Genomic DNA, 23,470 nt, shown 5'->3' with positions numbered 1-23,470 from the left:
GAGGGCTGTGCGTGATCACTGTCCGCGGGGCATCCGGTGCACTACAGTGTCTCTGCTCCGGGGGTGGGGTCGTGTGGCTGGGGGACGACGTGGCGGTGATGGGTGAGCGGCTGCCCGACGCCTGGACCGTGCCGCGGCACGGTGCACAGGAACAGGGTGGCTGATGCGGGACATGGGAGATGCTTCGGCAGACGTCTGGGACGCCGAACTGCGCCGGACCGGACGAGTGGTGTTTCCGTTGCGGCGGCGGGTCACGCTCGTCACGTACCCGCTCTTGGTGCTGGTACTGGCGCTGCAACCACTGTATTTGTTGCTCGACGGCGTGCAGCCCGACCTCGTCGGGAATCTCATCTGGGCGGCGTTGTTCGCCGGCTTCATCGGCACTGGGTTGTACCGGTTCATCGCGCAGCGCCCGGTTGTGGTGGTGGACCAGGAGGGCGTCCGGTACGGGCGGCGGAAATACCTTCCCTGGGGCGCGGTGCGAGGGATCGGGATCGTGTCCGGGCTCCCGGGGGGTCGGTCGTTGCTGGTTCATCCGTGGGACATGTCCGCCAAGAGTCTCCGGCTGTTCCAGCAGAACGTTCGCGATATGCCGGCCTTCCGCCATTGGCTGGAGACGGTGCTCGCCGAGCACTGGGCTGGGTCAGGTCAGGCCTAGGCGTTTGCTGAGGCGGGGGCCTCGTTTGATTTTGATTTCGCCGAGGATGGCGGTGCCGCGGATGTGGAAGCGTTTGGGGGCGGTGGGCTGGGCGTTCGGGTCGGGGACGGCTTTGAGGCCGGCTTCCTGTTCGGTGACGGAGCCGAGGATGGGGTTGCTGTCGAGGAGGACGACCGCGTTCTGGGGGACGCGGATCTTGACGTCGGCGAGGATCGACTTCACGTCGATCTGGATCTCGTCGTACGGGATCTGCGCCTCGGTGTAGTCCAGCGTGACGTCGCCGAGGACCGCGTTCACCTCCTGGCGCTGCGGGACCAGCCAGCTGCCCATCCGCTTGGTCTCGGACATAAACACGTTGATCACCGGCCCGGTCTCCACCAGCGCGCCGCCGTACTGCGGGGTGGTGGACGGCACGCCCTGCGTCACACCGGGTGCGCGGGGGCCGTTGGGCAGGTCCACGGTCAGCTCGACGAGCTCGCCGTACGTCTTGGAGGCGTACAGCGTCTCGAGCCGCTCTTCCAGCTCGGAGTACGACAACCGGCCCTCGCCGGCGGCGTCGCGCAGTACTTCGCCGACCTCCTCCCGCTCGAGGTCCGACACCCGCCGCAGCAACGCCGGATCGACCTGTGCCGGCACCGCGTCCTGCGGTCGGTTCTCCTGGGGAACGTCATCCTGAGCCACGTCAGAAACCATACGCGGCACCACCCCCACCCGCAGACCGGTTGTCTCCCCGATTCACCCCTGAACCGTCCCCTGACCCGCATACTGTCCGCCATGAACTGGGGTGGTGTACGCCGCGCACGGTTGCTGGCTGATTTGTACCTGGTCGCCTTCGCCGGGCTCTGGGGAGGACTGGCGTGTGTGCTGGCCGCGCAATTGACGGGGGTGAAGCAGCTAGCGCTCGGCGGCTTCGTGTTCTCCGGGAGTGTGATCACCATGTTCGTTCTCGCGTCGGCGCTGCGCGACCACGTGCCGCCACCGACCGGCCGGTTGGCGGCGATGTCGAGCAACAGCACTCGCGCCTATCGGCGGCTGACGGTGGGGGTTGAGCTTGGGCGGGCTTGGCGGGTGTTGGTGAAGTAACACGGGGGGCGGCGGGGCGTGCGGTTGGTGAGAACTAGGCTTGGGACGTCCAGTCCAGTTTGTGTGGAGGTATGTGCGGTGTCTGCGGACTTCAACTACTCCGAGCTGTTGCCGTTGGGTGCTGATGGGACGGAGTACCGGCTGCTGACGACCGAGGGTGTCAGTACGTTCACCGCCGGCGACCGGACGTTCCTGCAGGTGCAGCCTGAGGTACTGCAGCGGTTGACTGCGGAGGCGATGCACGACATCTCGCACTATCTGCGGACCGCGCACCTCGAGCAGTTGCGGCGGATCATCGACGACCCGGAGGCGTCCGGGAACGACCGGTTCGTCGCGCTCGACCTGTTGAAGAACGCGAACATCTCCGCGGGCGGCGTCCTGCCGATGTGCCAGGACACCGGCACCGCGATCGTGATGGGCAAGAAGTCCGAGGGCGTGCTGACCGGCGCGGTCGACGAGGAGTGGATCAGCCGCGGCGTGTACGACGCGTACACCAAGCTGAACCTGCGCTACTCGCAGATGGCCCCGCTGACCATGTGGGACGAGAAGAACACCGGCTCCAACCTCCCGGCGCAGATCGAGCTGTACTCGACACCGCAGCACGGCGACCCCGCGTACAAGTTCCTGTTCATGGCCAAGGGCGGCGGCTCCGCGAACAAGTCGTTCCTGTACCAGGAGACCAAGGCGGTCCTGAACCCCAGCAGGATGATGGAGTTCCTGGACGAGAAGATCCGGTCGCTCGGTACGGCGGCCTGCCCGCCGTACCACCTGGCGATCGTGGTCGGCGGTACGTCGGCGGAGTACGCGCTGAAGACCGCGAAGTACGCCTCCGCGCACTACCTGGACACGCTGCCGGCCATCGGTTCGCCGGTCGGGCACGGGTTCCGGGACGTGGAACTGGAGGAGGAGGTCTTCAAGCTCACGCAGGAGTTCGGGATCGGGGCGCAGTTCGGCGGGAAGTACTTCTGCCACGACGTGCGGGTGATCCGGCTGCCGCGGCACGGCGCGTCCTGCCCGGTCGCGATCGCGGTGTCCTGCTCGGCGGACCGGCAGGCGCTGGCGAAGATCACGCCGGAGGGGGTCTTCCTGGAGCAGCTGGAGAAGGAGCCGGCGCGGTTCCTGCCGGACACCACCGACGAGCACCTCGACGACGCGTCGGACGTCGTACGGATCGACCTGAACCGGCCGATGAGCGAGATCCGCGCGGAGCTGTCGAAGCTGCCGGTGAAGACCCGGCTGTCGCTGAACGGGCCGCTGGTGGTGGCGCGGGACATCGCGCACGCGAAGATCAAGGAGCGGCTGGACGCGGGCGAACCGATGCCGCAGTACCTGCGCGACCACGCGGTGTACTACGCGGGGCCGGCGAAGACGCCGGAGGGCTACGCGTCGGGGTCGTTCGGGCCGACGACGGCGGGGCGGATGGACGCGTACGTCGACCAGTTCCAGGCGGCGGGTGGTTCGTTCGTGATGCTTGCCAAGGGCAATCGGTCGGCGAAGGTGACGGCGGCGTGCAAGGAGCACGGCGGGTTCTACCTCGGGTCGATCGGCGGACCGGCGGCGCGGCTGGCGCAGGACTGCATCAAGTCGGTCGAGGTGATCGAGTACCCCGAGCTCGGGATGGAGGCGATCTGGAAGATCCAGGTCGAGGACTTCCCGGCCTTCGTCGTGGTGGACGACAAGGGGAACGACTTCTTCACGGACACGAGGAAGCCCGTTCCGTTGACGGTCCGTCCGCGCAGCTGACTCAGCCGGCTTTGGTCTCTACTTCTTCGGGGAGTTTGAGGAGGAGGGCCTTGGCGGCGCGGACGAGGTCTGCCTCGTTGTGGCCGAAGGCTTGGAGGTAGCACCCAAGGGCCGAGCGCAGCATCTGAAGCTCCTCGGCCTGCAGCTCGATGGTGTACATACCTCCAAGCTAATCCCGCGCCCACCGGTTGTCAGCTGTGCAGCTCCTCCGCGATCAACACCGGCTGGTGCGTCGTCGGCGCAACCGGCACCCGCCAACTCGCCGGCGCCACCCACGCCTGCCAGTCCTCGGAGAACGGCGCCACCCACGCGTCCACGTCCCGGATCGCCGCCCACGCGTCCGCCACGATCTGCTCCGCCTCGGCAGGCGTGTGCCGCCCTGCGGTCACCGCCCCCTCCAGCTCGTCCTCGTCCTTCCACTCGATGCTGCGGTCAGGGTTGATCCACAAATCCAGCACGTGATCCACAGTGCTCGTACGCCGCGCCGCGAGGTCGCGGACATGTTCGCGCTCGAGGTTCACGTACCACCCGCTGAACGTCCCGTCCGCGTCCCAGAAGTACCAGACCGACCACGGCTTCCCGACCGGCGACGCCTTGAGGATCCCGGTCCCGCGCCAGACGTCGAGTTTCAGCACTCGCTCCTCGGTGAACATCGCGACCGGGCCGGCCTCGCGCGTCTCGCGGCCGTCCGCGAGGACCGGTTTGAGCAGCGGTGTACCGGGCGCTAGCCAGGCGACCAGTCCGTCGGCGTCGTCGCGCACGACCGTCATCGGGCGCACGTTCGGCTTGTCGGCGTGCCTCCCGCTGCCCTCGTACACCCATTCGATCGTCGTCCCCGGCTGCCAGTACTCCGTCACGAGCCGGGCCGGGTCATCGACAGTACGTCGAGGGCCGCGTCCAGCTGCTCCTCGGTGAGGTCTCCCTTGTCGACGTGACCGTTCTCGATCACGACCTCGCGGATCGTTTTCCCTTGTTTCAGGGCACTCTTGGCGACCGTGGCGGCGTTCTCGTACCCGATGTAGCGGTTGAGCGGGGTGACGATCGACGGTGACGACTCGGCGAGCGCGCGGGCGTGGCCGACGTTCGCGGTGATGCCGTCGACGCAGCGGTCGGCGAGCAGGCGGGAGCTGTTCGCCAGCAGCGTGATCGACTCGAGCAGGTTGCGGGCGATCACCGGGAGCATCACGTTCAGCTCGAAGTTGCCGCCGGCACCGGCCACGGTGATCGTGGTGTCGTTGCCGATCACCTGCGCGGCCACCATCAGCGTCGCCTCGCAGATCACCGGGTTCACCTTGCCGGGCATGATGCTCGACCCGGGTTGCAGGTCCGGCAGCGCGATCTCGCCGAGCCCGGCGCGCGGCCCGGAACCCATCCAGCGCAGGTCGTTGCAGATCTTCGTCAGGCTGACCGCGACCGTCTTCAACTGCCCGGACAGCTCGACCAAGCCGTCGCGCGCGCCCTGCGCCTCGAAGTGGTCCTCGGCCTCGGACAGCTCGAGCCCGGTCCGCCGGTTCAGCTCGGTGATCACCGCGGCCGCGAACCCGGGCGGCGTGTTGATCCCGGTGCCGACCGCCGTACCGCCCAGGGGCAGCTCGGCGACCCGCGGCAGCGTCGCTCGCACCCGGGACGCCCCGCGCCGGATCTGCTGTGCGTACCCGTTGAACTCCTGGCCGAGCGTCACCGGCGTCGCGTCCATCAGGTGCGTCCGCCCGGACTTCACCACCTCGGCGAACTCAGATCCCTTACGGGCAAGGGAATCCGCGAGATGCTCCAGCGCCGGCAACAGCTCCTGCACGACGCCCGCGGTGGCCGCGACGTGGATCGCCGACGGGAACGTGTCGTTGCTGGACTGGGACGCGTTGACATGATCGTTGGGGTGTACGTCGGCCCCGAGCGCGCTGGTCGCCAGCGTGGCCAGCACCTCGTTGACGTTCATGTTCGTCGACGTACCGGAGCCGGTCTGGAAGACGTCGATCGGGAACTCGCCGTCGAACTCCCCTGCGGCCACCTGGTCCGCGGCGGCGACGATCGCGGCCGACCGGTCCGCGTCGAGCACACCGAGCGAGGCGTTCACCACCGCGGCCGAGGCCTTGATCTGTGCCAGCGCGTGCACCAGCTCCGGCGCGAGCGGCCGTCCCGAGATCGGGAAGTTCTCCACCGCGCGCTGCGTCTGCGCCCGCCACAACGCGTCCCGAGGCACCTTCACCTCGCCCATCGTGTCGTGCTCGATCCTGAACTCCGCGTCATCACCCATACCTGCAGAGTACGTCGATCGGATGTGTCGGAACCGGCTGATAGACAAGCTGTGGACAACACCACAGGAGGGGTACGGCATGAAGTTCAGCCAGTCGTTCGAGATCACCAAGTGGGACCAGGCAGCGTACGACGAGGCCGGCACGATCCAGCTCGGCAGGGCCGGCGTGGGCAAGACGTTCACCGGCGGCGAGCTCGAGGGCACGAGTACGGCCGAGCTGCTGATGGCGGGGACCGCGGACGGGCCGGCGGCGTACACGGCGCTGGAGCGGTTCACCGGGACGCTGGGCGGGCGGAAGGGGTCGTTCGTGATGCTGCACGGCGCGACGGCCGACCAGAACGGTGCGCCGGGCACGATCGTCGCGGCCGAGGGCGACCTGGCCGGGTTGACCGGCACTGTCCTGTACGAGCACACCGAGGACGGAGCCCCGCGGATCACGGTCGACTACGAGCTGCCCTGATAGACGTAGTACAGCTCGTCGCGGCCCTGGAGCTGGACCGGGACGGGCTTCACGTCGCACGTGCTGAAGACGGTCTTGACGGCTGATTCCAGGGCGGGGGACGCGGACGAGGACCAGACCGTGAGGACGCCGCCGGGGCGGAGTTTGGCGTCGCAGGTGGTCAGGAAGCCGGACGTGTAGATGGCGGAGTTCTCGTTGTAGACAAGGAAGTCCGGGCCGTTGTCGACGTCCAGCAGAATCGCGTCGACGGACGCGTCGGGGAGGTCGGCGACCACGGTCCGGACGTCCCCGACGACGACCGCGACCCGGGGGTCGTCGAGGACCGACGGCACCAGGCCGGCGCGCATCCACGCCACCAGGTCCGGCTCGATCTCGGCGACCACCACCTCGCCGAGCCGCTCGTCGGCGAGCAGCGCACGGACCGTGTAGCCGAGCCCGAGTCCGCCCACCAGCACCCGATCCGGATGCCGGACGCTCGCCAGCGCCGCCGACGCCAGGAGCGCCTCGCTGGAGGTCTCCTGGTCGTCCATCACGAACACGCCGTTGACGCGCAACTCCAGCGCCCCGTCCTCGCGGCGGCGCAGTACCAGCTCACCACGCTCACTGGTTGCCCGTGCCAGCTCCATGCCCGCTGACTAGTACCAGTTCTTGGCTACGGAGTGGGCCCAGGCGCTGCACGGGGAGCCGTACGTCGCCTCGATGTAGTCCAGGCCCCACTTGATCTGGGTGACCGGGTTGGTGCGCCAGTCGGAGCCGTACGCCGCCATCCGGTTGCCGGGGAGGGCCTGCGGGATGCCGTACGCCGAGGATGTGGGGTTGGCCGCGCTGACCTTCCAGCGGGACTCCTTGTTCCAGAGCTTCTCCAGGCAGCTGAACTGGCCCTGGCTCCAGCCGTGGTCGGCGAGGAGGTTCATCGCGACCTCCTTCGGCGTGCCCTCGTACTTCTTCCGCTCGGCGTCCCGGCTGGCGCGTTCCTCGCTCGACGAGCGGGCGGCGCGGGCCAGGGCCTCGTCGCGTTTCCGCACGATGTTCTTGGCCGCCATCTTCTGGTCGGCCGCGTTCTGCAGCGCCACCTGCTGCTGCGCGATGGCCTCGACCTGGTTCCGCATCCGGACCGCGTCAGCAGCCGCGTCGTCGGCGGCTTTCGGCCCGGTTGACGGCTTGTCGTCGCTGGCCAGCACCTTGCCACTGTTGATGACGGCCATCTCGGCCCGCCCGGACACCTGTTCCGACGCACTGCTGCTCCCAGGAGAGCTGAAGAGGTCGACACCGGCGACAACGGAGACCACGGCGATTCCGGTGACTGCAAGAACCGCGACGGAGCGCTTCGCTTTCATCTGTCCTTCCGAGAAACCCGACCCCCGTCGGCTGCAACGAGAACATACTCTGGCGTAAACCGTCCGTGATCACAAGCAGGTCACGGAACAACGGTGCGGCCGCCGCGTGGCGACCGCACCGTTCTTACCTTTGCTTTACAGATAGTTATGACCGAACTACAACGACACTCCTTACAGCTGGAGGTCGTCCAGCATCTCCGTGACCAGCGCCGCGATCGGCGAGCGCTCCGAGCGGGTCAGCGTGACGTGCGCGAACAGCGGGTGACCCTTCAGTTGCTCGACCACGGCGACCACGCCGTCGTGCCGGCCGACCCGCAGGTTGTCCCGCTGGGCCACGTCGTGGGTGAGCACGACCCGCGAGTTCGCGCCGACCCGGGACAGCACCGTGAGCAGTACGTTGCGCTCCAGCGACTGGGCCTCGTCGACGATCACGAACGCGTCGTGCAGCGACCGGCCGCGGATGTGCGTCAGCGGCAGCACCTCGAGCATGCCGCGGTCGATCACCTCGTCGATCACGTCACCGCTGGTGAGCGCGCCGAGCGTGTCGTACACGGCCTGTGCCCACGGCCCCATCTTCTCGGCCTCGCTGCCCGGGAGGTACCCGAGCTCCTGCCCGCCGACCGCGAACAGCGGCCGGAAGACAATCACCTTCTTGTGCTGGCGGCGCTCCATCACCGACTCCAGGCCGGCGCAGAGCGCGAGCGCTGACTTGCCGGTACCGGCGCGGCCGCCGAGCGAGATGATCCCGACGTCGGGATCCAGCAGCAGGTCGAGCGCGACCCGCTGCTCCGCGGACCGGCCGCGGATCCCGAACGCCTCCCGGTCGCCGCGGACCAGCCGGATCCGCTTGTCCGGCATCACCCGGCCGAGCGCGCTGCCCCGGTCGGACAGCAGCACCAGGCCGGTATGGGTCGGGAACTCCCCGGCCTCCGGCAGTTCCACCGCGCCGTTCTCGTACAGGTCGTCGACGACCTGGGTACCGACCTCGAGCTCGGCCATCCCGGTCCAGCCGGACTCCAGGGTCAGCTCGGCCCGGTACTCCTCGGCCTGCAGGCCGCACGCCGACGCCTTGACCCGCATCGGCAGGTCCTTCGAGACCAGCGTGACGTCCTTGCCCTCGGCCATGAAGTTGCAGGCCACGGCCAGGATCCGGCTGTCGTTGTCGCCGAGCCGGAACCCGGCCGGCAGCGTCTCCGGGTCGGTGTGGTTCAGTTCGACCCGGAGCGTTCCGCCTTTCTCCCCCACTGGCAGGGGTGCGTCCAGACGTCCGTGCAGGATCCGGAGCTCGTCGAGCAGTCGCAGCGCGGTACGGGCGAAGTAGCCGAGTTCCGGGTGATGCCGTTTGGCCTCCAATTCGGTGACGACGACCACCGGGACGACGACCTCGTGCTCGTCGAACCGCAACATCGCGTGCGGGTCGGACAGGAGCACCGAGGTGTCCAGCACGAAGGTGCGCTGGTCCGGTGTGGATGAGGTACTTGACGCCTTGGCGTGGATGGCCATGTCGCACGTCCTCTTCTAGGCCGTGACGTACACCCTCGCCCCGGCCCGCCAGTGGTTAGGTGATGGGTCGGGTGCCGCCCTCGGGGCCCGGTGTTGGCCCCGTCCGCGCCGCCGCGTGAGCGGCAACGGCGATCAGTGAGTTCGAGACCACAGGTCTCGGGGACTCCGTTCGGCCCCTCATGGGGCAACCGGCTGGAACGAGATTCTCAAACTGATCGGGCCTCCCGTGACAGCCGGCTTCCCCTCCGACCGTCTCTGCCAGCGTAGGAGGCTCCCGCAAACGGCGCAGCCCGACACGCCCGGCCACGGGGTTAACACGGCGTTACACCTTCAGCCGCCGGAGGGAGCTCGGTCACTCCCTTGGGTGATCCGGTACCCGCCTCCATGCAGCGACGCTCGGTACATGCGAAAGAACTGGCCGGCGTGGACCGGCTACGCCACGGCGATCTGGTCCTTCGGGTACGGCGTGCTCGGCCTGTACTTGTCCTTCGGCGGCGCGGGCTACCCGTTCGCGCCGGTCCCGGACGACCGCGCCACAGCCTCGATTCTGGAGGGTACGCCGTACCGTGTGGTCGCGCCGGTGATGGCAACGATCGGCCTGGCCGGTGCGGTGCTGTCGCTCGTGATGACGCGTACACGACCGCGTGGACGGCTCCTGCAGACGGTTGCCGCAGTACTCGCAGTCGGGCTCGCCCTGGTGATTCCTGACTACACACTGATCGCTGTTGTCGCGTTGGCACCGGCGTTGGTGGTGTTTGCCTTCACCGGCGTACCGGGGCCTCAGGGCGGTGTCGGTGACATCCTGTACTGGCACCGCGTGAATCTGATCATCCTGTTCGTCGGCGGTGTGCTCTGGGCGGCGACTGCGATCGCGTACCACCGCCGCAGCCGTGACCTGTGCGTGTCCTGCGGGCGCGGCGCCGCGGAGCACGCCTGGACTCGCCCGGAGGCTGCGCTGCGGTGGGGGAAGTGGGCGGTCACTGTCGCGGTGGTGGCGAATCTGCCGTACGAGTTCACCCGGATCGCCTGGTACTTCGGCTGGCCGGTCGGGATCAGCGACGATTTCCATCGGATGATGGCCGACACGCCCGGGATGCTCGAAATGGGTCTCGGGCTGGCCGTGCTGGGCCTCGGCGGCGGCGTACTCACGCACGGACTGGTGCACCGATGGGGCGAGGTCTACCCGCGGTGGATCTGGTTCAAGGCTGGTCGTAGGGTCCCGCCGCTGCTGGCGATCCTGCCCGCGTCGGTGGTGGCCGTCGTACTGATCCCGGCTGGGCTGATGAACGCCCAGGCGCCACTCGATGGCGACAACTGGGCGACCAATGCCCCGGGCGTCCTCTGGACCGTCTGGGGCGCGGCGTTGGGTGCCGCGACGTACGCCTACTACCTGCGCCGCCGGGCGACGTGCAGGCGGTGCGGTCGCGGGACCGCACCGCCTGCGTTGGTCGAGCTCAACCGATCGGTTTCGAGTCCAGCCTGATGTGGTCGATCGCCCAGTACCAGTTGTTGCGGGCGTCGTACACGCGGAACCGTAGGGTCACAGCGGTTGCTCCGGCCGGTACGGCGATCTCCTTGCGGATCTCCTTGTTCTCCACGTCCTTGCCGGCGTTGTCGTTGCCCGTGGCATCGCTGCTGTAGCGCAGCAGGTCAACCGTGGTACCTGTGTCGAACGACGCCGTCAGCAACACCTTCTGCGGCGCCTCCTGGCGGTAGTGCGAGTCGAAGACCAGGTACAGCTTCGACGTACCGCTCGGGACCTGTACCGCGGGCGACACCAGCGTGGAGTCGAACGCGCCACGGGCCGACGGGTTGCCGGTGTCGTCCCAGTCGTCCGGGTCCGCGACGGCCAGCACGCCCAGGCCAAGCGTGAACTTGTCACGGTCCTGTGCGCCGGTGCTGTGCAGCCGCTTGGTCATGAACGTCCAGCCCTGCAGCTCACGCGTGCCCTGCGGCATTCCTGGCGCGTTCACTACCGACCAGCCCGCGGGAGGCGTGGCTGTCCAGCCCAGCAGCGTCGCCGGCGCGGGGCGGTCCAGTGACGTCTGCAGCTGGTCGCCCAGCGACTCGAAGTCCTCGTCCAGCAGGTGCCCGGTCATCACTGGCCCGACCATCGGTGTGGTCGTGGCTGTTGCCGTGACCTGCCGGCCGCGAGCCTGTGCCTGTACGGCGACCTGCAGAGCGCGCGGGTCCTGGTTGGTCAGGTTCGCCGGCGAGGTGACCTGCCAGGTAGGTGTCGCCGTCTGACCCGCCGCGAGCGTTGCGGGCGCTGCAGCGACCAGAGTGGCAGCCCAGCCCGCAGGAACGGTCAGGGCGGCCGAGAGCGCAGTCACGTCGTCAGCAGCGGTCAGAGTCGCTGTAACCGGCGTCTGCTTGCCAGGAACGATCACCTGCTCGTCGATGGTCGTCGACACCTTGCCCAACCCCAGGGAAGCGCCCAGCACAGCGGCGACCTTCGGGATGGCCGCAGCCTCGGTCACCACCAAGCGCTCACCGGCCCGCCCGTGCAGGAACATACGCACCCGTCGCAGGTCCTGATCGGTCGTACCGATGGGCGCAGTCACCTCCCAGGTCGCCGTCGCCGTCTGCCTGGCGGTCCAGCCCACAGGAACGTCCAGTACGGCGGTCAGCCCAGTCACGGTCTCCGAGTACGACAGGTTGGCGATCAGGGTCGTCGGCCGGCCGGGGACGATGCTGGGCAGCCTCAGCCAGGCGGTCACCGGGTCCGGCAGCCCCAACGCCGGGTCAGTCGTGCCCGTACTGCGGCCAGGCAGCCGCCCCGCGCTCCGCCGCAGGAAGAACGCGTCACCCGTCACCGTCACCGCCACGTCGTACCAGCCGTGCGAGCCGATCCGGACCGGCACAGCCCGGGACGCCCCGGCCGGTACGACGACGGTTCGCATGCCCTCGCCGTACGCGAGATCGCCGACCTGGAACGTCTCTGACCTGCGGCCGTGGTTGACGAGCTTCACGAGCAGTACGGCGTCGTTGAGCTCTACCGTGGCGTCCAGCGACCCGTCACGACCCCGTACGTGCCAGAGCGTGCCGCTCGGGCCGTGCATGCGCAGGTCGAAACCGTTGGGGCCGTAGCTCCACACGTCATCCAGCCGCTTGCCACCCTCGACGGTGTAGAACCGCGGCTTCTCCCCCGGCTCCGGGTACGTCGCGATGACGGCTGCCTGCGTGCCGTGGTTCGCGAAGTCCACGGTGACGCGGTTGGCCTCGACACGGCTGGCCAGCGTCAGCGAGTACGGCAGCGGTCGCAACGTCTTCGTACCGCGCTGCTGGCGCGGCGGGGTCTGCGGGCTCGGCACGGTCGGCGCAGGGCGTCCCGCAGCGTCGTCGCTCTTCTTCCGGTTGCCACTCGTGTCCGGGAGCTGCGGCCACTGCGGCTCGGCTCCGGAGAAGTCGAACGCCGACACGAGGTCGCCGGTGATCGCCCGGCGCCACGGGCTGATGTTCGGCTCCAGTACGCCGAAGCGCCGCTCCAGGAACTGGATCACCGACGTGTGGTCGTACACGGTCGAGTCGACGACCCCACCGCGGGTCCAGGGCGAGGCGATGATCATCGGCACGCGCGTACCGAGCCCTAGCGCGGTGGGCCCGCCTACTTGCGTCTCGCCGGCTGGCAGCGTGTCCGACCACGTCAGCGTCCCGTCTGCGGCACGGACGCGGTACTGACCGCTCTGACTCACAACGCGGTAGCCCGTGTTGCCGTTTGAACGCTGGACGCGTACGACGACCTCGCCGTCCGGGCTGACCGTGCTCTTACCGCGGCCAGCAGCCACAGGCGGCGTTGGCGGCAGCATGTGGTCGAAGAAGCCTCCGTGTTCGTCGTAGTTGAGGATGAACGCCGTCTTCGCCCACACCGTTGGGTTGTCGGCGAGCGCAGCCAGCAGCTGTGCGGTCAGGTGCTCGCCGTTCGGCGGTGTGTACGACGCGTGCTCGGACAGCGCGGCAGGAGCGACCAGCCACGACACCTGCGGCAACTGATCCGCCTGTACGTCGTCCGCGAACTGCTTGACCAGCGCGGCGCCCATCGCGAACGCATCGCCCTGCTGGCTGCTGTTACCGACCATCCGCATGCCGCGCTCGTACAGGGACGACCCGGGCTTCGCCTTGACGAACGCCGAGAACCAGGCCAGCGCGTTGTCGTCGAAGTTGTCCAGCGCCTGGTACGTCTTCCAGGTGATCCCGGCCGCCTCGAGCCGTTCGGCGTACGTCGTCCACTCGTAGCCGCCGGAGATCTCCGTGTTGTCGAAGAGCGGCAGGTCGCGGACGGTACCGCCGCTGGTGCCGGTCATGAAGTGCTCGCGGTTCGGGTTCGTGCTGGTCTCCATGGACGCGTGGTAGGCGTCGCAGACCGTGAAGACCGAGGTCAGGGCGGCGTAGAACGGCATGTCGGCGGGCTCGTAGTACCCCTGACCGAGCCAGCCGCTGCCACGGCGGGTCACGTAGCCGTCGGCGATGCCCTCGTTGCGGGCGCTCATCGAGGTCGCGTACCCGAAGTCGGCAGCGCCCTGGCGGTACGCGTTGGTGTGCGCGGCGTTCATGCTGAACGGAGCCAGCCAGCCCTCCGGGCGAGACGGGTCGGGCTGGTACATCACGGGCAGGCCGTTCACGCCACGGACCGCAGTACGGTCGCCGTAGCCGCGGACGCCGGCGGCAGTACCGAAGTAGTGGTCGAAGGCGCGGTTCTCCTGCATCAGGATCACGACGTGCTCGATGTCCTCGAGCCGCCCGGGACGGCTCGGCGCGGCGAGGGCCTGCTGGAGGCTGGGCGGCAGGGCGGCCAGTACGGCGGCACCCACGGCACCGCCGAGCACCGTACGGCGGGAAACGGTGGTCATCCGGACTTCTCCGATCTCACGGGGTCGTCCAGGAGCCTGTTCAGCGCAGGCGAACAAGCCGTGAACGCGAGGCGATCACGGCACTGAAATTGGTCCGGACAACTGGTGAATAGGTCCGGACCAATGCACTCTAGGTGCCGAAGCGGCGCTCGCGCTGGGCGTAGCTGCGGATCGCCCGCAGGAAGTCGACGTGCCGGAAGTCCGGCCAGAGCGCCTCGCAGAAGTAGAACTCGCTCAGCGCGCTCTGCCAGAGCAGGAAGCCGCCGAGCCGCTGCTCACCCGACGTACGGATGACCAGGTCGGGGTCCGGCTGGCCCTTCGTGTACAGGTGCCGGGCGATGTGCTCGACGTCGACCCGGTCGGCCAGCTCCTCGATCGAGATACCCTTCGCGGCCTCCTCCAGGAGCAGCGAGCGGACCGCGTCGGCGAGCTCGCGGCGGCCGCCGTACCCGACGGCGACGTTCACCAGCATGCCGTTGACGTCCTGGGTCGCGGTCTCGGCCGCCTTCAGGGCCTCCGCCGTACTGCCCGGCAGCAGGTCGAGCGCGCCGACCGGGTGGATCCGCCAGCGGCCGATCGCGGTCAGCTCCTCGACAGCCTGCTCGATGATCCGGAGCAGCGGCTCCAGCTCGTCGGCCGGCCGGGTCAGGTTGTCGGTGGACAGCATCCAGACCGTGACCACCTTGACCCCGACCTCATCGCACCAGTACAGGAACTCGGAGATCTTGTTGGCCCCGGCCTCGTGACCGCGCGACACCGGGTCGCCGCCCTGCCGGGCCCAGCGCCGGTTGCCATCGATGATGACGCCGATGTGCCGCGGGATCCGGTCCGGCGACAGCGATCGGGTAAGCCGGCGTTCGTACAGTCCGTAGACCGCGTCGCGCAGCTTCTGCTTGCCAGGTGTCCGCATGGGCAGGGTGCTCTCCTCAATGACTTCTCGACCACGAGGCTAGCCCAGATCCGCCCCGGCCGGAGAGGCCCTGGAGTGCCTCACAGCAAGCTGTCAGCAAGGTCGAACTTTCCTTGAAGTTCGTGCATCGAACACGCGGAGGTGTCGCGTCGTCCGGGTGACGTCGCCTACATTTCATCCTTCTGGACCATTGAACCTACGGTTGCGTAGGTTACGGTGGCGTAGGTACACCCCCGCCCGGCACCCCTCGAAAGGACGGCGATGTCCGCTACCAGCGCCCAGCCTCAGGAACTCGCCCACAAGCTGTCCGGCCGCCTCGGACCACTGAAGCCGAAACTTCGCGGATGGTTGCACGCCGGTACGTTCCCGTTCGCCACCGCCGCGGGCATCGTCCTGATCTGCCTCGCACCGCACGCCAACGCCCGCTGGGCGGCCGCGGTGTACACGGTCGGCGCGATGCTGCTGTTCGGCATCTCCGCGCTGTACCACCGGTTCTACTGGGGCCCGACCGGCGAGGCGATCCTGCGCCGGCTCGACCACAGCAACATCTTCCTGCTGATCGCCGGGACCTACACACCGCTCGGCATGGTCCTGCTGCACGGCAAGGACCGCGTGCTGATGCTCAGCCTGGTCTGGGGCGGCGCCCTGGCCGGCATCCTGTTCCGGATCTTCTGGCTGAGCGCACCGCGCTGGATCTACACGCCCATCTACCTCGCGCTCGGCTGGGTCGCGATCTTCTGGATGGGCGACATCTACCAGACCGGCGGCGCGGCGGTCGTCACGCTGATCGCGGTCGGCGGCGGCCTGTACTCGCTCGGCGCCGTCGTCTACGGCACCAAGCGCCCGAACCCGTCCCCCCGCTGGTTCGGCTTCCACGAGATCTTCCACGCCTTCACGGTGGCCGCCTTCATCTGCCACTACATCGCCGTCAGCATCGCGACGTACCGCGCGGGCTGATCGGTCAGTGCCACTCCCCCAGTTCTTGGAGGGTTTGACGGAAGGCTGCGTAGCGGGTGGGGCCTAGGTGGTTTGACCAGGCCTCTTCCACCCGGGCGATGGCGCTCTGACCGTAGGCAACGGCCTTGTCGCCTGCCGGGGTACGGCGGACCAGGCGGACGCGGCGGTCCTCCGGTAGCCGGGCCGACTCGGTGTAGCCGAGTTTCTGCAGGTAGTCGACGTGCTGGCCGAGGCCCTGCTTGGTCATCATCGCGGCCTCGGCGAGGTCTGTGATGCGTGCGCCGTCGGGTGGGATGAACTCGAGCAGGCGGTAGTGCGAGACGCGCAGGCCGGGGAACTGCTGTTCGGCGTCGGCCAGGATCTCTGCACGGATCCGGCGCAGCGCCTCGCCGAGCAGTCGCGCCACATGGTCCGTGCCGTTGACGGAGGTCATAAAGCAACTTTACTATGCCGATAGTAAAGTGGCTTTGCTTCCGTGGGGGGAACATGATCACCGCACTCGAACCCTTGGGCCGGGACGCCTTGTCCGCCGCCGACCTGACCGCCCTGGTCCGGACGATCACCGGCGACCCGGCGGCGGTGCCGGGCAGCGCCCGCGTCGAGGCGGTCGACTACCCGATCGGTACGCCGAGCACCGAGTCGCTGCACCGCGTCTTCGGTACGGCGACCACCGGCGCGGACTGGTCCTGTTTCGTCAAGAAGCTCCAATCGGTCCGGCACTCGCCGATCATCGAGCTGATACCGCCGGAGTTCCGGCAGAGCTTCATCGACTACATGCCCTGGGACCTGGAGATCGCGGTGCACCGCAGCGGCGTCGCCGACGTGATGCCGGCCGGGCTGCGGCTCGCGAAGGCGTACCGGATCGATGTGTACGACGACGACCGCGGCACGCTCTGGATGGAGAACGTCGTCCAGGAGTGGGGACCGTGGCCGATCACCCGCTTCGAGCGGGCGGCGTACCTCCTCGGCCGGTTGTCCGCGCGGCGACAGCCGCACCTCGTCGAGCCGCTGATCGACCGTGAGGTCTCCAGGATTCCTGGGTGCGGTCTTCGGTACTACGCGGACGGTCGCGTCCGGACGGCCGCTCTGCCCGCTCTGGCGGACCCGGCGACCTGGCGGCACCCCATGCTCTCGGCAGCGGTCTGCAACCTCAGCGACCACCGTTTGAAGGACGACCTGCTGGAGCTCGGCAGGCAGGTGCCCGCGGTGCTCGACGCGTTGGACGCGCTCCCCCAGTGCTACCAGCACGGAGACGCCAGCCCGCAGAACCTGCTGGTGCCTCACGACAGCCCTGACGAGTTCGTGGTGATCGACTGGGGCTTCGACTGCCCACAGGCCGTGGGATTCGACCTAGGCCAGTTGCTGGTCGGTCTTGCGCACGCGGGCGAGCTGTCGGCGGAGGCGCTGCCCGCAGTACACAAGGTGATCCTGAAGGCGTTCCAGGAGGGCCTTGCGGCGGACGGGATGCATGTGGACGAGGAGCAGGTGCTGTACGGGTACCTGGGCTCGCTGCTGATCCGTGCAACGTTCACTGCGCTACCGCTGGAGCTGTTCGGCAAGGCAGAGGCGTCGCCGGAGCTGTTCGAGGAGCGCGTCCTGCTGACGCGTGCGCTGGTAGACCTGGTGTCTCAGGTGATCTGAACATTTCAGTCGTGTCACAGCCGCAACGAACGGCGTCCCTGCGGGTATCCATTGTGCGTGAGGAACCTGAGCAGATACACCACAGTGGCCGTGATCGCGGGACTCGTGCTGACTGGGTGCGGTAACGAGTCAGGATCCAGCGGCACGCCGAGCAGCACGCCACCACCGACCCTGCCGACCGTGACGCAGTCGGCCCCGGTAGGCGCCGGCCTGCCGGTGACCGTCGCCCGGACCGGCGGGTTCGCCGGCTTCGACGACCAGGTGCAGATCGGTACCGACGGGGTCGCGACCGTGAGCTCCCGCGGTAAGCCGACGCTCCGGTGCAAGCTCGACCCGGCGTTCCTGGCCACCATCAGCGCGGCCGTCGAGAAGGTCGACTGGGCGAGCCTGGCGGCGACCAAACCGGCTACCAAGCACCCGGACGACATGATCGTGTCCGTGACCGCGAACGGGAAGACCGCGCGGATCGAGGACCCGCAGCTCAAAGTACTGGCGGCCCCGGTGACCAAACTGCTCACCGAAGCCGCCATCCCGCCGGGCAAACTCTGCACGAAGCTCTAGCCGCGTCGACAGGGGCGGAGTCGACGCAACCGGAACCACCTTGTGACGAAGGGAATCCGGGGCGCGCGTGGCCTTGGGCGGAGGCCGCGCGCGCCCCGGACGTTCTCAGCTGACGGTCAGCGAGGTGTCGTCGACGACGAAGCTGGTCTGCGCCGAGGAGTCCTCCTGGCCGACGAACTTGATCGTGACGGTCTTGCCCTTGTACGCCGTCAGGTTCAGCGTCTTCTGCACGTACGACGTGTTCTTGTTCAGGTTCGAGTACGTCGCCAGCGTGCTCGTGGTCGAGCCGTCGACGACCTGGACCTTCGCGGTGTCGTACGCCGTGGTCGTAGTGGTCTCCGCGGTGTCGATGCGGATCCAGAACGACAGGCTGGCGGACGTCGCCGACGCCGGGATCGCGACCGACTGGCCGACGCTCTCGGTGGTGGCGCGGCCGTTGCCCTGCAGCCACAGCTTCCAGCTACCGGTCCGCGCCGGGCGGCCGGTGTTGTTCGTGACCGGGCCGGAGGTGCCGGTCCAGTCGACCGCGCCGGACTCGAAGCCCGGGTTCTTCAGCAGGTTGTCGCCGGTCGGGGGCGGCGTGGTGCCACCACCGCAGGCGGCCGAGCCGGCCGGGACCGCGATGCCACCGAACGCGGCCTCGATGCCCTTGCACTGCGCGGAGTCCGCGCCGTACAGCTCCTTCGCGGAGTTGATCGCGCCTTCGCGCGCGTCCTTGTAGGTGCTGCCCGAGCTCAGCTTGGTGGTCAGCGTCCGGTACCAGACCTTGGCGGCGACGTCCCGGCCGACACCGGCGAATGTCGTGCCGTTGCAGGCGGTGCTGTTGTAGCTGACGCCGTTGATGGTCTTGCTGCCGGTGCCCTCGGAGGCCAGGTAGAACCAGTGGTTCAGCGGGCCGGACGAGTAGTGCGGGTCCAGACCACCGGTGCTGGTCGACCAGCAGTCCACGCTGGCCCCGTCCTTCGACGGCTTGTCCATGTAGCGCAGCGGCGTACCGTCGCCGTTGATGTTGATCTTCTCGCCGATCAGGTAGTCACCCGGGTCGCTCGCGTTGTTCGCGTACCACTCGACCATGGTGCCGAAGATGTCCGACGTCGCCTCATTCAGGCCGCCCGCGTCACCCGAGTAGTTCAGGTTGGCGCTCGCCTCGGTGACACCGTGGCTCATCTCGTGACCGGCCACGTCGATCGCGGTCAGCGGGTGCGTGTTGCTGATCCCGTCGCCGTACGTCATCTGGGTGCCGTCCCAGAACGCGTTCACGTACGCGTTGCCGTAGTGCACCCGGGAGCGGGCGCCCTGGCCGTTGTTGAAGATGCCGTTGCGGCTGTGGACGTTCTTGTAGTAGTCCCAGGTCAGCTGGGCACCGTAGTGCGCGTCCACCGCGGCGGTCGCCCGGTCCGAGGCCGCACCGCTGCCCCAGGTGTCGTCGGCGTCGGTGAACGTCGTGCCGTTCCCGGACGTCGCGCCCTTGAGGTCGGTGGTGTAGTTGCCGCCGCGGGTCGGGTCGGTCATCGAGAAGTTGCCCGACGAGCCCGACGTACCGATCGGGACCTTGCCGGCGTACATCGAGTTGCCGGTGCCTTCCTTGATCTCGTCGTTCTGCGCCAGCACCTTGCCGGAGTTGGCGTCGACGTACGTGTGCAGCACCGACGGGGTCTGGTCGGGCTTCACGCCGGTCGTCACGACGTCGTACGCGAGCACGGGCTTGGCCGGCGTCACGAAGACGATCAACTGGCCCTTGCTCGAGTTCGCCTTGAACTTCGATGCCTGCGCGCCCTTGGTCAGGGCCGCCGACTGGGACAGGGTCGGCTTGGTTGAGACCTCGACGGCCTTCGCGCCACGGTTGTAGGTGACCTGGCCGATCGACTCGCCCTTGCGCTTGACGATCAGGTCGCCACCGACGACCTTCAGGCCGTTGTAGGTACGGTCGTAGCGGACGTACTCCGTACCGTCCGGGTCCTTCACGACGTCGCGGACCTGGAGCTGCTCGCCGGAGCCGAGCCCGAGGGCGGCGGCCGTCCGCGCGGTCAGCGCCTGTTCGGCCTTGACGGCGGCCGGCTGGTTGAAGCCGGACGCCGGGAGCGGCACCGCCCGTTCGGCGGCACCCGCGGTCGACGCGGTGAACCCCGTCATGCCAGTGGCCAGACCCGCCGCTGCGACGATCGCCACCGCCCCTGCTGATGTCAGTCGTTTCAAGACAACATCTCCTCACGGTGTGGTCGCTGTTTGGGCGCAGCGACCAATTCAGTTGGGGACGCGCCGGATGCTGACGCAACAGTGCCACTGCCTCATTTGTGACACTTTGTGTCGGTACATGCGAGTTCTGTTACATCCGGCTTGAGGACCGACTGTTGCCGCCCGGTCGCCGTGAGTCAAGAGAACTGAGTGAAACCTGAGGGAAAACCCGCACCCGCACAGGGGGTCAGTGCGCAGGACGCAACAATTCCCGAAGGTCTTCCGGCAACGTCACCGGCAGCTTGCAGGTGAATTTCTGACACACGTACGCCGTCGGCCGCCCGTCCACGAGCCCTCGTCGCTCCATCAGCGGCACCGCCAGATCAGGCGCACCGGCAACAATCGCGGTGCCCCAGGGCGCGTTGCCAAAGGCAACACGAAGGAGCTCCGCCGCGGCGGCGGGAGTGGCGATGGCGATCTCAAGGGGGCCGGTGGCCAGGGTTTCGGCTACTGCCAGGGCGCGGGCGGCGAAGCGGGGGGCCTGGGCGGCGATGGTGGTAGAGGCGGCGAGGGCCTGGTGGGCGGCGGTTTCGTACTGGTCTGAACCGGTCAGGCTGGCGAGGGTAGTGAGGGCTTCGGCGGTGAGGCTGACGCCGGACGGGGTGGCGTTGTCGGTGGCGTCCTGCGGGCGCCAGATCAGCTGTTCGGCGTCGGCGGCCGTGTCGTAGTAGGTGCCGTCGGCAACGAACTGCTCCAGGACGCGCCCGAGCAGCGCCTCCGCCGTACGGAACCACTCGACGTCCCCGGTCGCCCCCAGCAACGTCAAACACCCCTGCGCATACGCCGCGTAGTCCTCCAGTACACCGTCCGCGCTCCCCCGTACGCCGTCCCGCGACGTCCGGTACAACCGCGCCCCGTCCAGATGCACGTCCCGGATCAACCGCGCCGCCCCCAGCGCGGCCTCGACGTACTCAGGCCGCTCCAGCAGCACGCCCGCGCGGGTGAGGGCCGTGATCGCGAGACCGTTCCAGGCGACAACCACCTTGTCGTCACGCCCTGGGTAGGTACGAAGGTCCCGTGCGCTTCGCAGGTCTGCGCGGACCTGGGACCAACGGACCTCGTCGGACGGGTCTTGCCTGAGCTGCAGGACCGATGAGCCGTGCTCGAAGGTGCCGGTGACGTCGCACAAGCTGATCACCCACGCGGCATCGTCGGCGGGCAGCACCGCGCGCAGCTCCTCGGGCGTCCAGACGTAGTACTTGCCTTCCTCCCCCTCCGTGTCGGCGTCCAGCGCCGACGCGAACCCGCCCTCCGCCGTCCGCAGCTCGCCCAGCAGGAAGTCAGCGGTCTCCGAAGCGATCCGCCGAGCCAGCGGATCCCCCGACACGACCCACCAGTGCGTGTACACATCGAGCAGCAACGCGTTGTCGTACAGCATCTTCTCGAAGTGCGGCACGACCCACTGCCCGTCGACGGAGTACCGCGCGAACCCGCCCGCCAGCTGGTCGTACATCCCGCCGCGCGCCATCCGCGCACACGTCTGCGCCACCATCGCCAGCGCGTCCTCGTCCCCGGTCCGCCGGTAGTGCCGGAGCAGGAAGTCGAGCACCATCGACGGCGGGAACTTCGGCGCCCGCCCGAACCCGCCGTCCACCGGGTCGAAGTCCACCTTCAGCAGCTCGACGGCCCGCTCGAGGTCGAAGTCCGGCGACGTACCGGCCTGCTGCGCCCCGAGCTGCGCGACGACCCGCTTCCCGATCCCGTCGAGCTGTTCGCGCTTGTGCTGCCACGCGTCGGTGATCGCCTCGAGCACCTGCCCGAACGACGCCATCCCGCCACGTGCCTCGCGCGGGAAGTACGTCCCACAGAAGAACGGCTCTCCGGCCGGCGTCAGGAACACAGACATCGGCCACCCGCCCTGCCCGGTCATCGCGACGGTCGCCGCCATGTAGATCGCGTCGACGTCCGGCCGCTCCTCGCGGTCCACCTTCACGCTGACGAAGTGCTCGCTCAGGTACGCCGCCGTCCCCGGGTCCTCGAACGACTCGTGCGCCATCACATGGCACCAGTGACACGCGGAGTAGCCGACCGACAGGAACACCGGTACGTCGCGCTCCCGCGCCTCGGCGAACGCGCGCTCCGACCACTCCCGCCACTCCACCGGATTCCCCGCGTGCTGCCGCAGGTACGGACTGGTCGATCGCCCGAGCTCGTTCGCCATACCCCAACGCTAGAGGAGGACCTTGCGGCTGCTCGCGTCCGCATGCAGGAACGCCAGCAAGGCCTCGCCTTCCGCGACGACCGCATCGGCGTTCGAAGAGAGTGGCTGGTACGGGCGGATGGTCAGCGTCACCTCGTCGGCGGTCCGGTCGACCGTCCAGTCGCCCGCGGTGAAGCCGTCGACCAGCAGGATCTGCGGCGCCGGCCGCTGGGTGCGGTACCCCTGCCGGCCGTGGTCGTCGGTGATCACCCGCGAGCGATCGGCGTACGACAGCAGCAGGTTGTCGAAGTCGTACAGGAACCGCGGCGGCGCCGGCGTGTCCGGATCCGGGTGGACGGCCTCGGGTACGTCGTACAGAACCTGGCCGTCCGAGTGCTGGAACACCCGCAGGTCCATCCGCTCGACGACCTCACGCAGCTTGGTGAGGCCGGACCACACCTGCACGTCCTTCACGCTCGCCGGGCCGAAGGCCTCCAGGTAGCGCCGGATCATCCACTCGAGTGTCGCGGTCGAGGGCGAGCCGACGCCGAGCCAGGCGTCGATGGTGGTGTGCGCGATCGGCCCGCTCCGGCCCCAGACGCCGCGCGGCGGTACCTGGACCAGCGGCACCTGGTTGCGGATCGCGTAGACCAGGGACGCCGGTGCGCGATCGGGCCAGCGTTCGGCGAGCAGGGCGCCGAGGTCCTTGTTCGTCAGGGGTTTCGGGGCGAGCAGCTCGACGCCGTCGGCGATCAGCCGCGTCATGTCGATGCCCGCGATCGGCTTGCCGTGGGTGTGGTTCTGGTAGAGGTCGCGATCGAGCACCGGCTGGATCAGCGGCCGCAGCCCGCGGGCGTCGTCCGGCGTCACGAGGTGGATCGTCGAGCGCATCAACGCGATCCGGATCAGCGTCCGGTCGACGAGCAGGCCGGCCGCCTGTTCGGGGGCGAAGTCCGTGAGCCGGGACCACAGCCCGACGTACCAGCTGTGCGGTGTCTGGGCCTGCAGACCGGCGAGGCGGCGTACCGCGTCGACGACCGAGAGGTCCGAGCGGCGCAACAGCAGCTGCCGGTCGAGCGTCGCGCGGTTCAGCGCCCGGCGGCCGAGTACATGCGTCACGGCCCCACCGTATGTTGAA

At 68.5% G+C, this 23,470-nt stretch carries 21 protein-coding genes; 8 read left to right on the top strand and 13 right to left on the bottom strand.

Features of this window, described 5'->3' with window-relative positions:
* Positions 1–163 precede the first annotated feature (163 nt).
* Positions 164–658: a hypothetical protein gene (locus tag ACFV9C_RS14565; RefSeq protein ID WP_380193761.1), complete on the top strand. Its 495-nt coding sequence runs from the start codon at positions 164–166 to the stop codon at positions 656–658.
* On the opposite strand, the gene ACFV9C_RS14560 is transcribed toward ACFV9C_RS14565, so the two are convergent.
* On the bottom strand, positions 644–1,339 hold the full coding sequence (locus tag ACFV9C_RS14560; RefSeq protein ID WP_380193759.1) for a DUF1707 domain-containing protein: 696 nt from the start codon (positions 1,337–1,339) through the stop codon (positions 644–646). The two genes, ACFV9C_RS14565 and ACFV9C_RS14560, sit on opposite strands and share 15 nt — an antisense overlap.
* A 93-nt stretch (positions 1,340–1,432) precedes the next feature.
* On the opposite strand from ACFV9C_RS14560, the gene ACFV9C_RS14555 reads away from it, so the two are divergent.
* Together ACFV9C_RS14555 and ACFV9C_RS14550 are read left to right on the top strand one after the other, a co-directional pair.
* Positions 1,433–1,741 (top strand): hypothetical protein, encoded by a 309-nt coding sequence (locus tag ACFV9C_RS14555; RefSeq protein ID WP_380193758.1) that lies wholly within the window; start codon positions 1,433–1,435, stop codon positions 1,739–1,741.
* 78 nt (positions 1,742–1,819) lie between these two features.
* Complete coding sequence (locus tag ACFV9C_RS14550; protein WP_380193757.1) at positions 1,820–3,484, top strand: fumarate hydratase; 1,665 nt, start codon at positions 1,820–1,822, stop codon at positions 3,482–3,484.
* A gap of 1 nt (position 3,485) precedes the next feature.
* Here the strand turns inward: ACFV9C_RS14550 and ACFV9C_RS14545 are convergent, their stop codons facing one another.
* From ACFV9C_RS14545 to ACFV9C_RS14535, 3 genes are read right to left on the bottom strand one after another with little or no spacing between them, the layout of a single operon-like run.
* On the bottom strand, positions 3,486–3,644 hold the full coding sequence (locus tag ACFV9C_RS14545) for a hypothetical protein (RefSeq protein WP_380193756.1): 159 nt from the start codon (positions 3,642–3,644) through the stop codon (positions 3,486–3,488).
* A gap of 31 nt (positions 3,645–3,675) precedes the next feature.
* Positions 3,676–4,341 (bottom strand): DUF402 domain-containing protein, encoded by a 666-nt coding sequence (locus ACFV9C_RS14540; RefSeq protein WP_380193755.1) that lies wholly within the window; start codon positions 4,339–4,341, stop codon positions 3,676–3,678.
* Entirely contained in the window at positions 4,338–5,738 is a 1,401-nt protein-coding gene (locus tag ACFV9C_RS14535) for a class II fumarate hydratase (RefSeq protein WP_380193753.1), read from the bottom strand. Before ACFV9C_RS14535 ends, ACFV9C_RS14540 begins: the two co-directional genes overlap by 4 nt.
* 79 nt (positions 5,739–5,817) lie before the next feature.
* Between ACFV9C_RS14535 and ACFV9C_RS14530 the strand changes: the two genes are divergently transcribed.
* The gene (locus ACFV9C_RS14530; RefSeq protein WP_380193751.1) at positions 5,818–6,198 is read left to right on the top strand and encodes a DUF3224 domain-containing protein; all 381 of its coding nucleotides are present in this window, start codon (positions 5,818–5,820) and stop codon (positions 6,196–6,198) included.
* On the opposite strand, the gene ACFV9C_RS14525 is transcribed toward ACFV9C_RS14530, so the two are convergent.
* From ACFV9C_RS14525 to ACFV9C_RS14515, 3 genes are all read right to left on the bottom strand, one after another.
* Entirely contained in the window at positions 6,183–6,824 is a 642-nt protein-coding gene (locus ACFV9C_RS14525) for a hypothetical protein (RefSeq protein ID WP_380193750.1), read from the bottom strand. The two genes, ACFV9C_RS14530 and ACFV9C_RS14525, sit on opposite strands and share 16 nt — an antisense overlap.
* A gap of 9 nt (positions 6,825–6,833) precedes the next feature.
* Entirely contained in the window at positions 6,834–7,535 is a 702-nt protein-coding gene (locus ACFV9C_RS14520; RefSeq protein ID WP_380193749.1) for a hypothetical protein, read from the bottom strand.
* Between the two features lie 171 nt (positions 7,536–7,706).
* A complete protein-coding gene (locus tag ACFV9C_RS14515; RefSeq protein ID WP_380193748.1) occupies positions 7,707–9,038 on the bottom strand; it encodes a PhoH family protein in 1,332 nt (443 codons plus the stop codon).
* 403 nt (positions 9,039–9,441) lie between these two features.
* Between ACFV9C_RS14515 and ACFV9C_RS14510 the strand changes: the two genes are divergently transcribed.
* Positions 9,442–10,521 (top strand): NYN domain-containing protein, encoded by a 1,080-nt coding sequence (locus ACFV9C_RS14510; protein ID WP_380193746.1) that lies wholly within the window; start codon positions 9,442–9,444, stop codon positions 10,519–10,521.
* Here ACFV9C_RS14510 and ACFV9C_RS14505 read toward each other — a convergent pair.
* Together ACFV9C_RS14505 and ACFV9C_RS14500 are read right to left on the bottom strand one after the other, a co-directional pair.
* Entirely contained in the window at positions 10,493–13,888 is a 3,396-nt protein-coding gene (locus tag ACFV9C_RS14505) for a phosphocholine-specific phospholipase C (protein ID WP_380193745.1), read from the bottom strand. The two genes, ACFV9C_RS14510 and ACFV9C_RS14505, sit on opposite strands and share 29 nt — an antisense overlap.
* A 130-nt stretch (positions 13,889–14,018) precedes the next feature.
* A complete protein-coding gene (locus ACFV9C_RS14500) occupies positions 14,019–14,798 on the bottom strand; it encodes an isoprenyl transferase (RefSeq protein ID WP_344192808.1) in 780 nt (259 codons plus the stop codon).
* 261 nt (positions 14,799–15,059) lie between these two features.
* Between ACFV9C_RS14500 and ACFV9C_RS14495 the strand changes: the two genes are divergently transcribed.
* Positions 15,060–15,755, top strand: coding sequence for a hemolysin III family protein (locus ACFV9C_RS14495; RefSeq protein WP_380193744.1), 696 nt, complete (start codon positions 15,060–15,062; stop codon positions 15,753–15,755).
* 4 nt (positions 15,756–15,759) lie between these two features.
* Here the strand turns inward: ACFV9C_RS14495 and ACFV9C_RS14490 are convergent, their stop codons facing one another.
* Positions 15,760–16,188, bottom strand: a complete 429-nt coding sequence (locus tag ACFV9C_RS14490) for a MarR family winged helix-turn-helix transcriptional regulator (protein ID WP_380193742.1) — start codon at positions 16,186–16,188, stop codon at positions 15,760–15,762.
* Positions 16,189–16,241: 53 nt separating this feature from the next.
* Here ACFV9C_RS14490 and ACFV9C_RS14485 point away from each other — a divergent pair, with 53 nt between their 5' ends.
* Complete coding sequence (locus tag ACFV9C_RS14485; protein ID WP_380193740.1) at positions 16,242–17,396, top strand: phosphotransferase; 1,155 nt, start codon at positions 16,242–16,244, stop codon at positions 17,394–17,396.
* 180 nt (positions 17,397–17,576) lie between these two features.
* Positions 17,577–17,957 (top strand): hypothetical protein, encoded by a 381-nt coding sequence (locus ACFV9C_RS14480; protein ID WP_380193738.1) that lies wholly within the window; start codon positions 17,577–17,579, stop codon positions 17,955–17,957.
* A gap of 105 nt (positions 17,958–18,062) precedes the next feature.
* On the opposite strand, the gene ACFV9C_RS14475 is transcribed toward ACFV9C_RS14480, so the two are convergent.
* The 3 genes from ACFV9C_RS14475 to ACFV9C_RS14465 form a co-directional block, all read right to left on the bottom strand.
* On the bottom strand, positions 18,063–20,126 hold the full coding sequence (locus ACFV9C_RS14475; protein WP_380193736.1) for a M4 family metallopeptidase: 2,064 nt from the start codon (positions 20,124–20,126) through the stop codon (positions 18,063–18,065).
* Between the two features lie 253 nt (positions 20,127–20,379).
* Positions 20,380–22,353, bottom strand: a complete 1,974-nt coding sequence (locus tag ACFV9C_RS14470) for a thioredoxin domain-containing protein (protein ID WP_380193734.1) — start codon at positions 22,351–22,353, stop codon at positions 20,380–20,382.
* A gap of 9 nt (positions 22,354–22,362) precedes the next feature.
* Positions 22,363–23,451, bottom strand: coding sequence for a winged helix DNA-binding domain-containing protein (locus ACFV9C_RS14465; protein ID WP_380193731.1), 1,089 nt, complete (start codon positions 23,449–23,451; stop codon positions 22,363–22,365).
* Between the last annotated feature and the right edge of the window lie 19 nt (positions 23,452–23,470).

This window comes from Kribbella sp. NPDC059898, assembly GCF_042730855.1.
GTDB lineage: Bacteria > Actinomycetota > Actinomycetes > Propionibacteriales > Kribbellaceae > Kribbella.
The sequence above is the reverse complement of the archived record's forward strand: the minus strand, read 5'-3'. Positions and strand labels throughout refer to the sequence as shown.

What these genes read in the sequence shown, in the direction of transcription:
- ACFV9C_RS14555 (WP_380193758.1), top strand. Translation starts at nt 1,433, where the DNA reads ATGAACTGGGGTGGTGTACGCCGCGCACGGTTGCTGGCTGATTTGTAC.
- ACFV9C_RS14515 (WP_380193748.1), bottom strand. Translation starts at nt 9,038, where the DNA reads ATGGCCATCCACGCCAAGGCGTCAAGTACCTCATCCACACCGGACCAG.
- ACFV9C_RS14485 (WP_380193740.1), top strand. Translation starts at nt 16,242, where the DNA reads ATGATCACCGCACTCGAACCCTTGGGCCGGGACGCCTTGTCCGCCGCC.
- ACFV9C_RS14545 (WP_380193756.1), bottom strand. Translation starts at nt 3,644, where the DNA reads ATGTACACCATCGAGCTGCAGGCCGAGGAGCTTCAGATGCTGCGCTCG.
- ACFV9C_RS14505 (WP_380193745.1), bottom strand. Translation starts at nt 13,888, where the DNA reads ATGACCACCGTTTCCCGCCGTACGGTGCTCGGCGGTGCCGTGGGTGCC.
- ACFV9C_RS14490 (WP_380193742.1), bottom strand. Translation starts at nt 16,188, where the DNA reads ATGACCTCCGTCAACGGCACGGACCATGTGGCGCGACTGCTCGGCGAG.
- ACFV9C_RS14565 (WP_380193761.1), top strand. Translation starts at nt 164, where the DNA reads ATGCGGGACATGGGAGATGCTTCGGCAGACGTCTGGGACGCCGAACTG.
- ACFV9C_RS14530 (WP_380193751.1), top strand. Translation starts at nt 5,818, where the DNA reads ATGAAGTTCAGCCAGTCGTTCGAGATCACCAAGTGGGACCAGGCAGCG.
- ACFV9C_RS14495 (WP_380193744.1), top strand. Translation starts at nt 15,060, where the DNA reads ATGTCCGCTACCAGCGCCCAGCCTCAGGAACTCGCCCACAAGCTGTCC.
- ACFV9C_RS14510 (WP_380193746.1), top strand. Translation starts at nt 9,442, where the DNA reads ATGCGAAAGAACTGGCCGGCGTGGACCGGCTACGCCACGGCGATCTGG.
- ACFV9C_RS14525 (WP_380193750.1), bottom strand. Translation starts at nt 6,824, where the DNA reads ATGGAGCTGGCACGGGCAACCAGTGAGCGTGGTGAGCTGGTACTGCGC.
- ACFV9C_RS14500 (WP_344192808.1), bottom strand. Translation starts at nt 14,798, where the DNA reads ATGCGGACACCTGGCAAGCAGAAGCTGCGCGACGCGGTCTACGGACTG.
- ACFV9C_RS14535 (WP_380193753.1), bottom strand. Translation starts at nt 5,738, where the DNA reads ATGGGTGATGACGCGGAGTTCAGGATCGAGCACGACACGATGGGCGAG.
- ACFV9C_RS14470 (WP_380193734.1), bottom strand. Translation starts at nt 22,353, where the DNA reads ATGGCGAACGAGCTCGGGCGATCGACCAGTCCGTACCTGCGGCAGCAC.
- ACFV9C_RS14520 (WP_380193749.1), bottom strand. Translation starts at nt 7,535, where the DNA reads ATGAAAGCGAAGCGCTCCGTCGCGGTTCTTGCAGTCACCGGAATCGCC.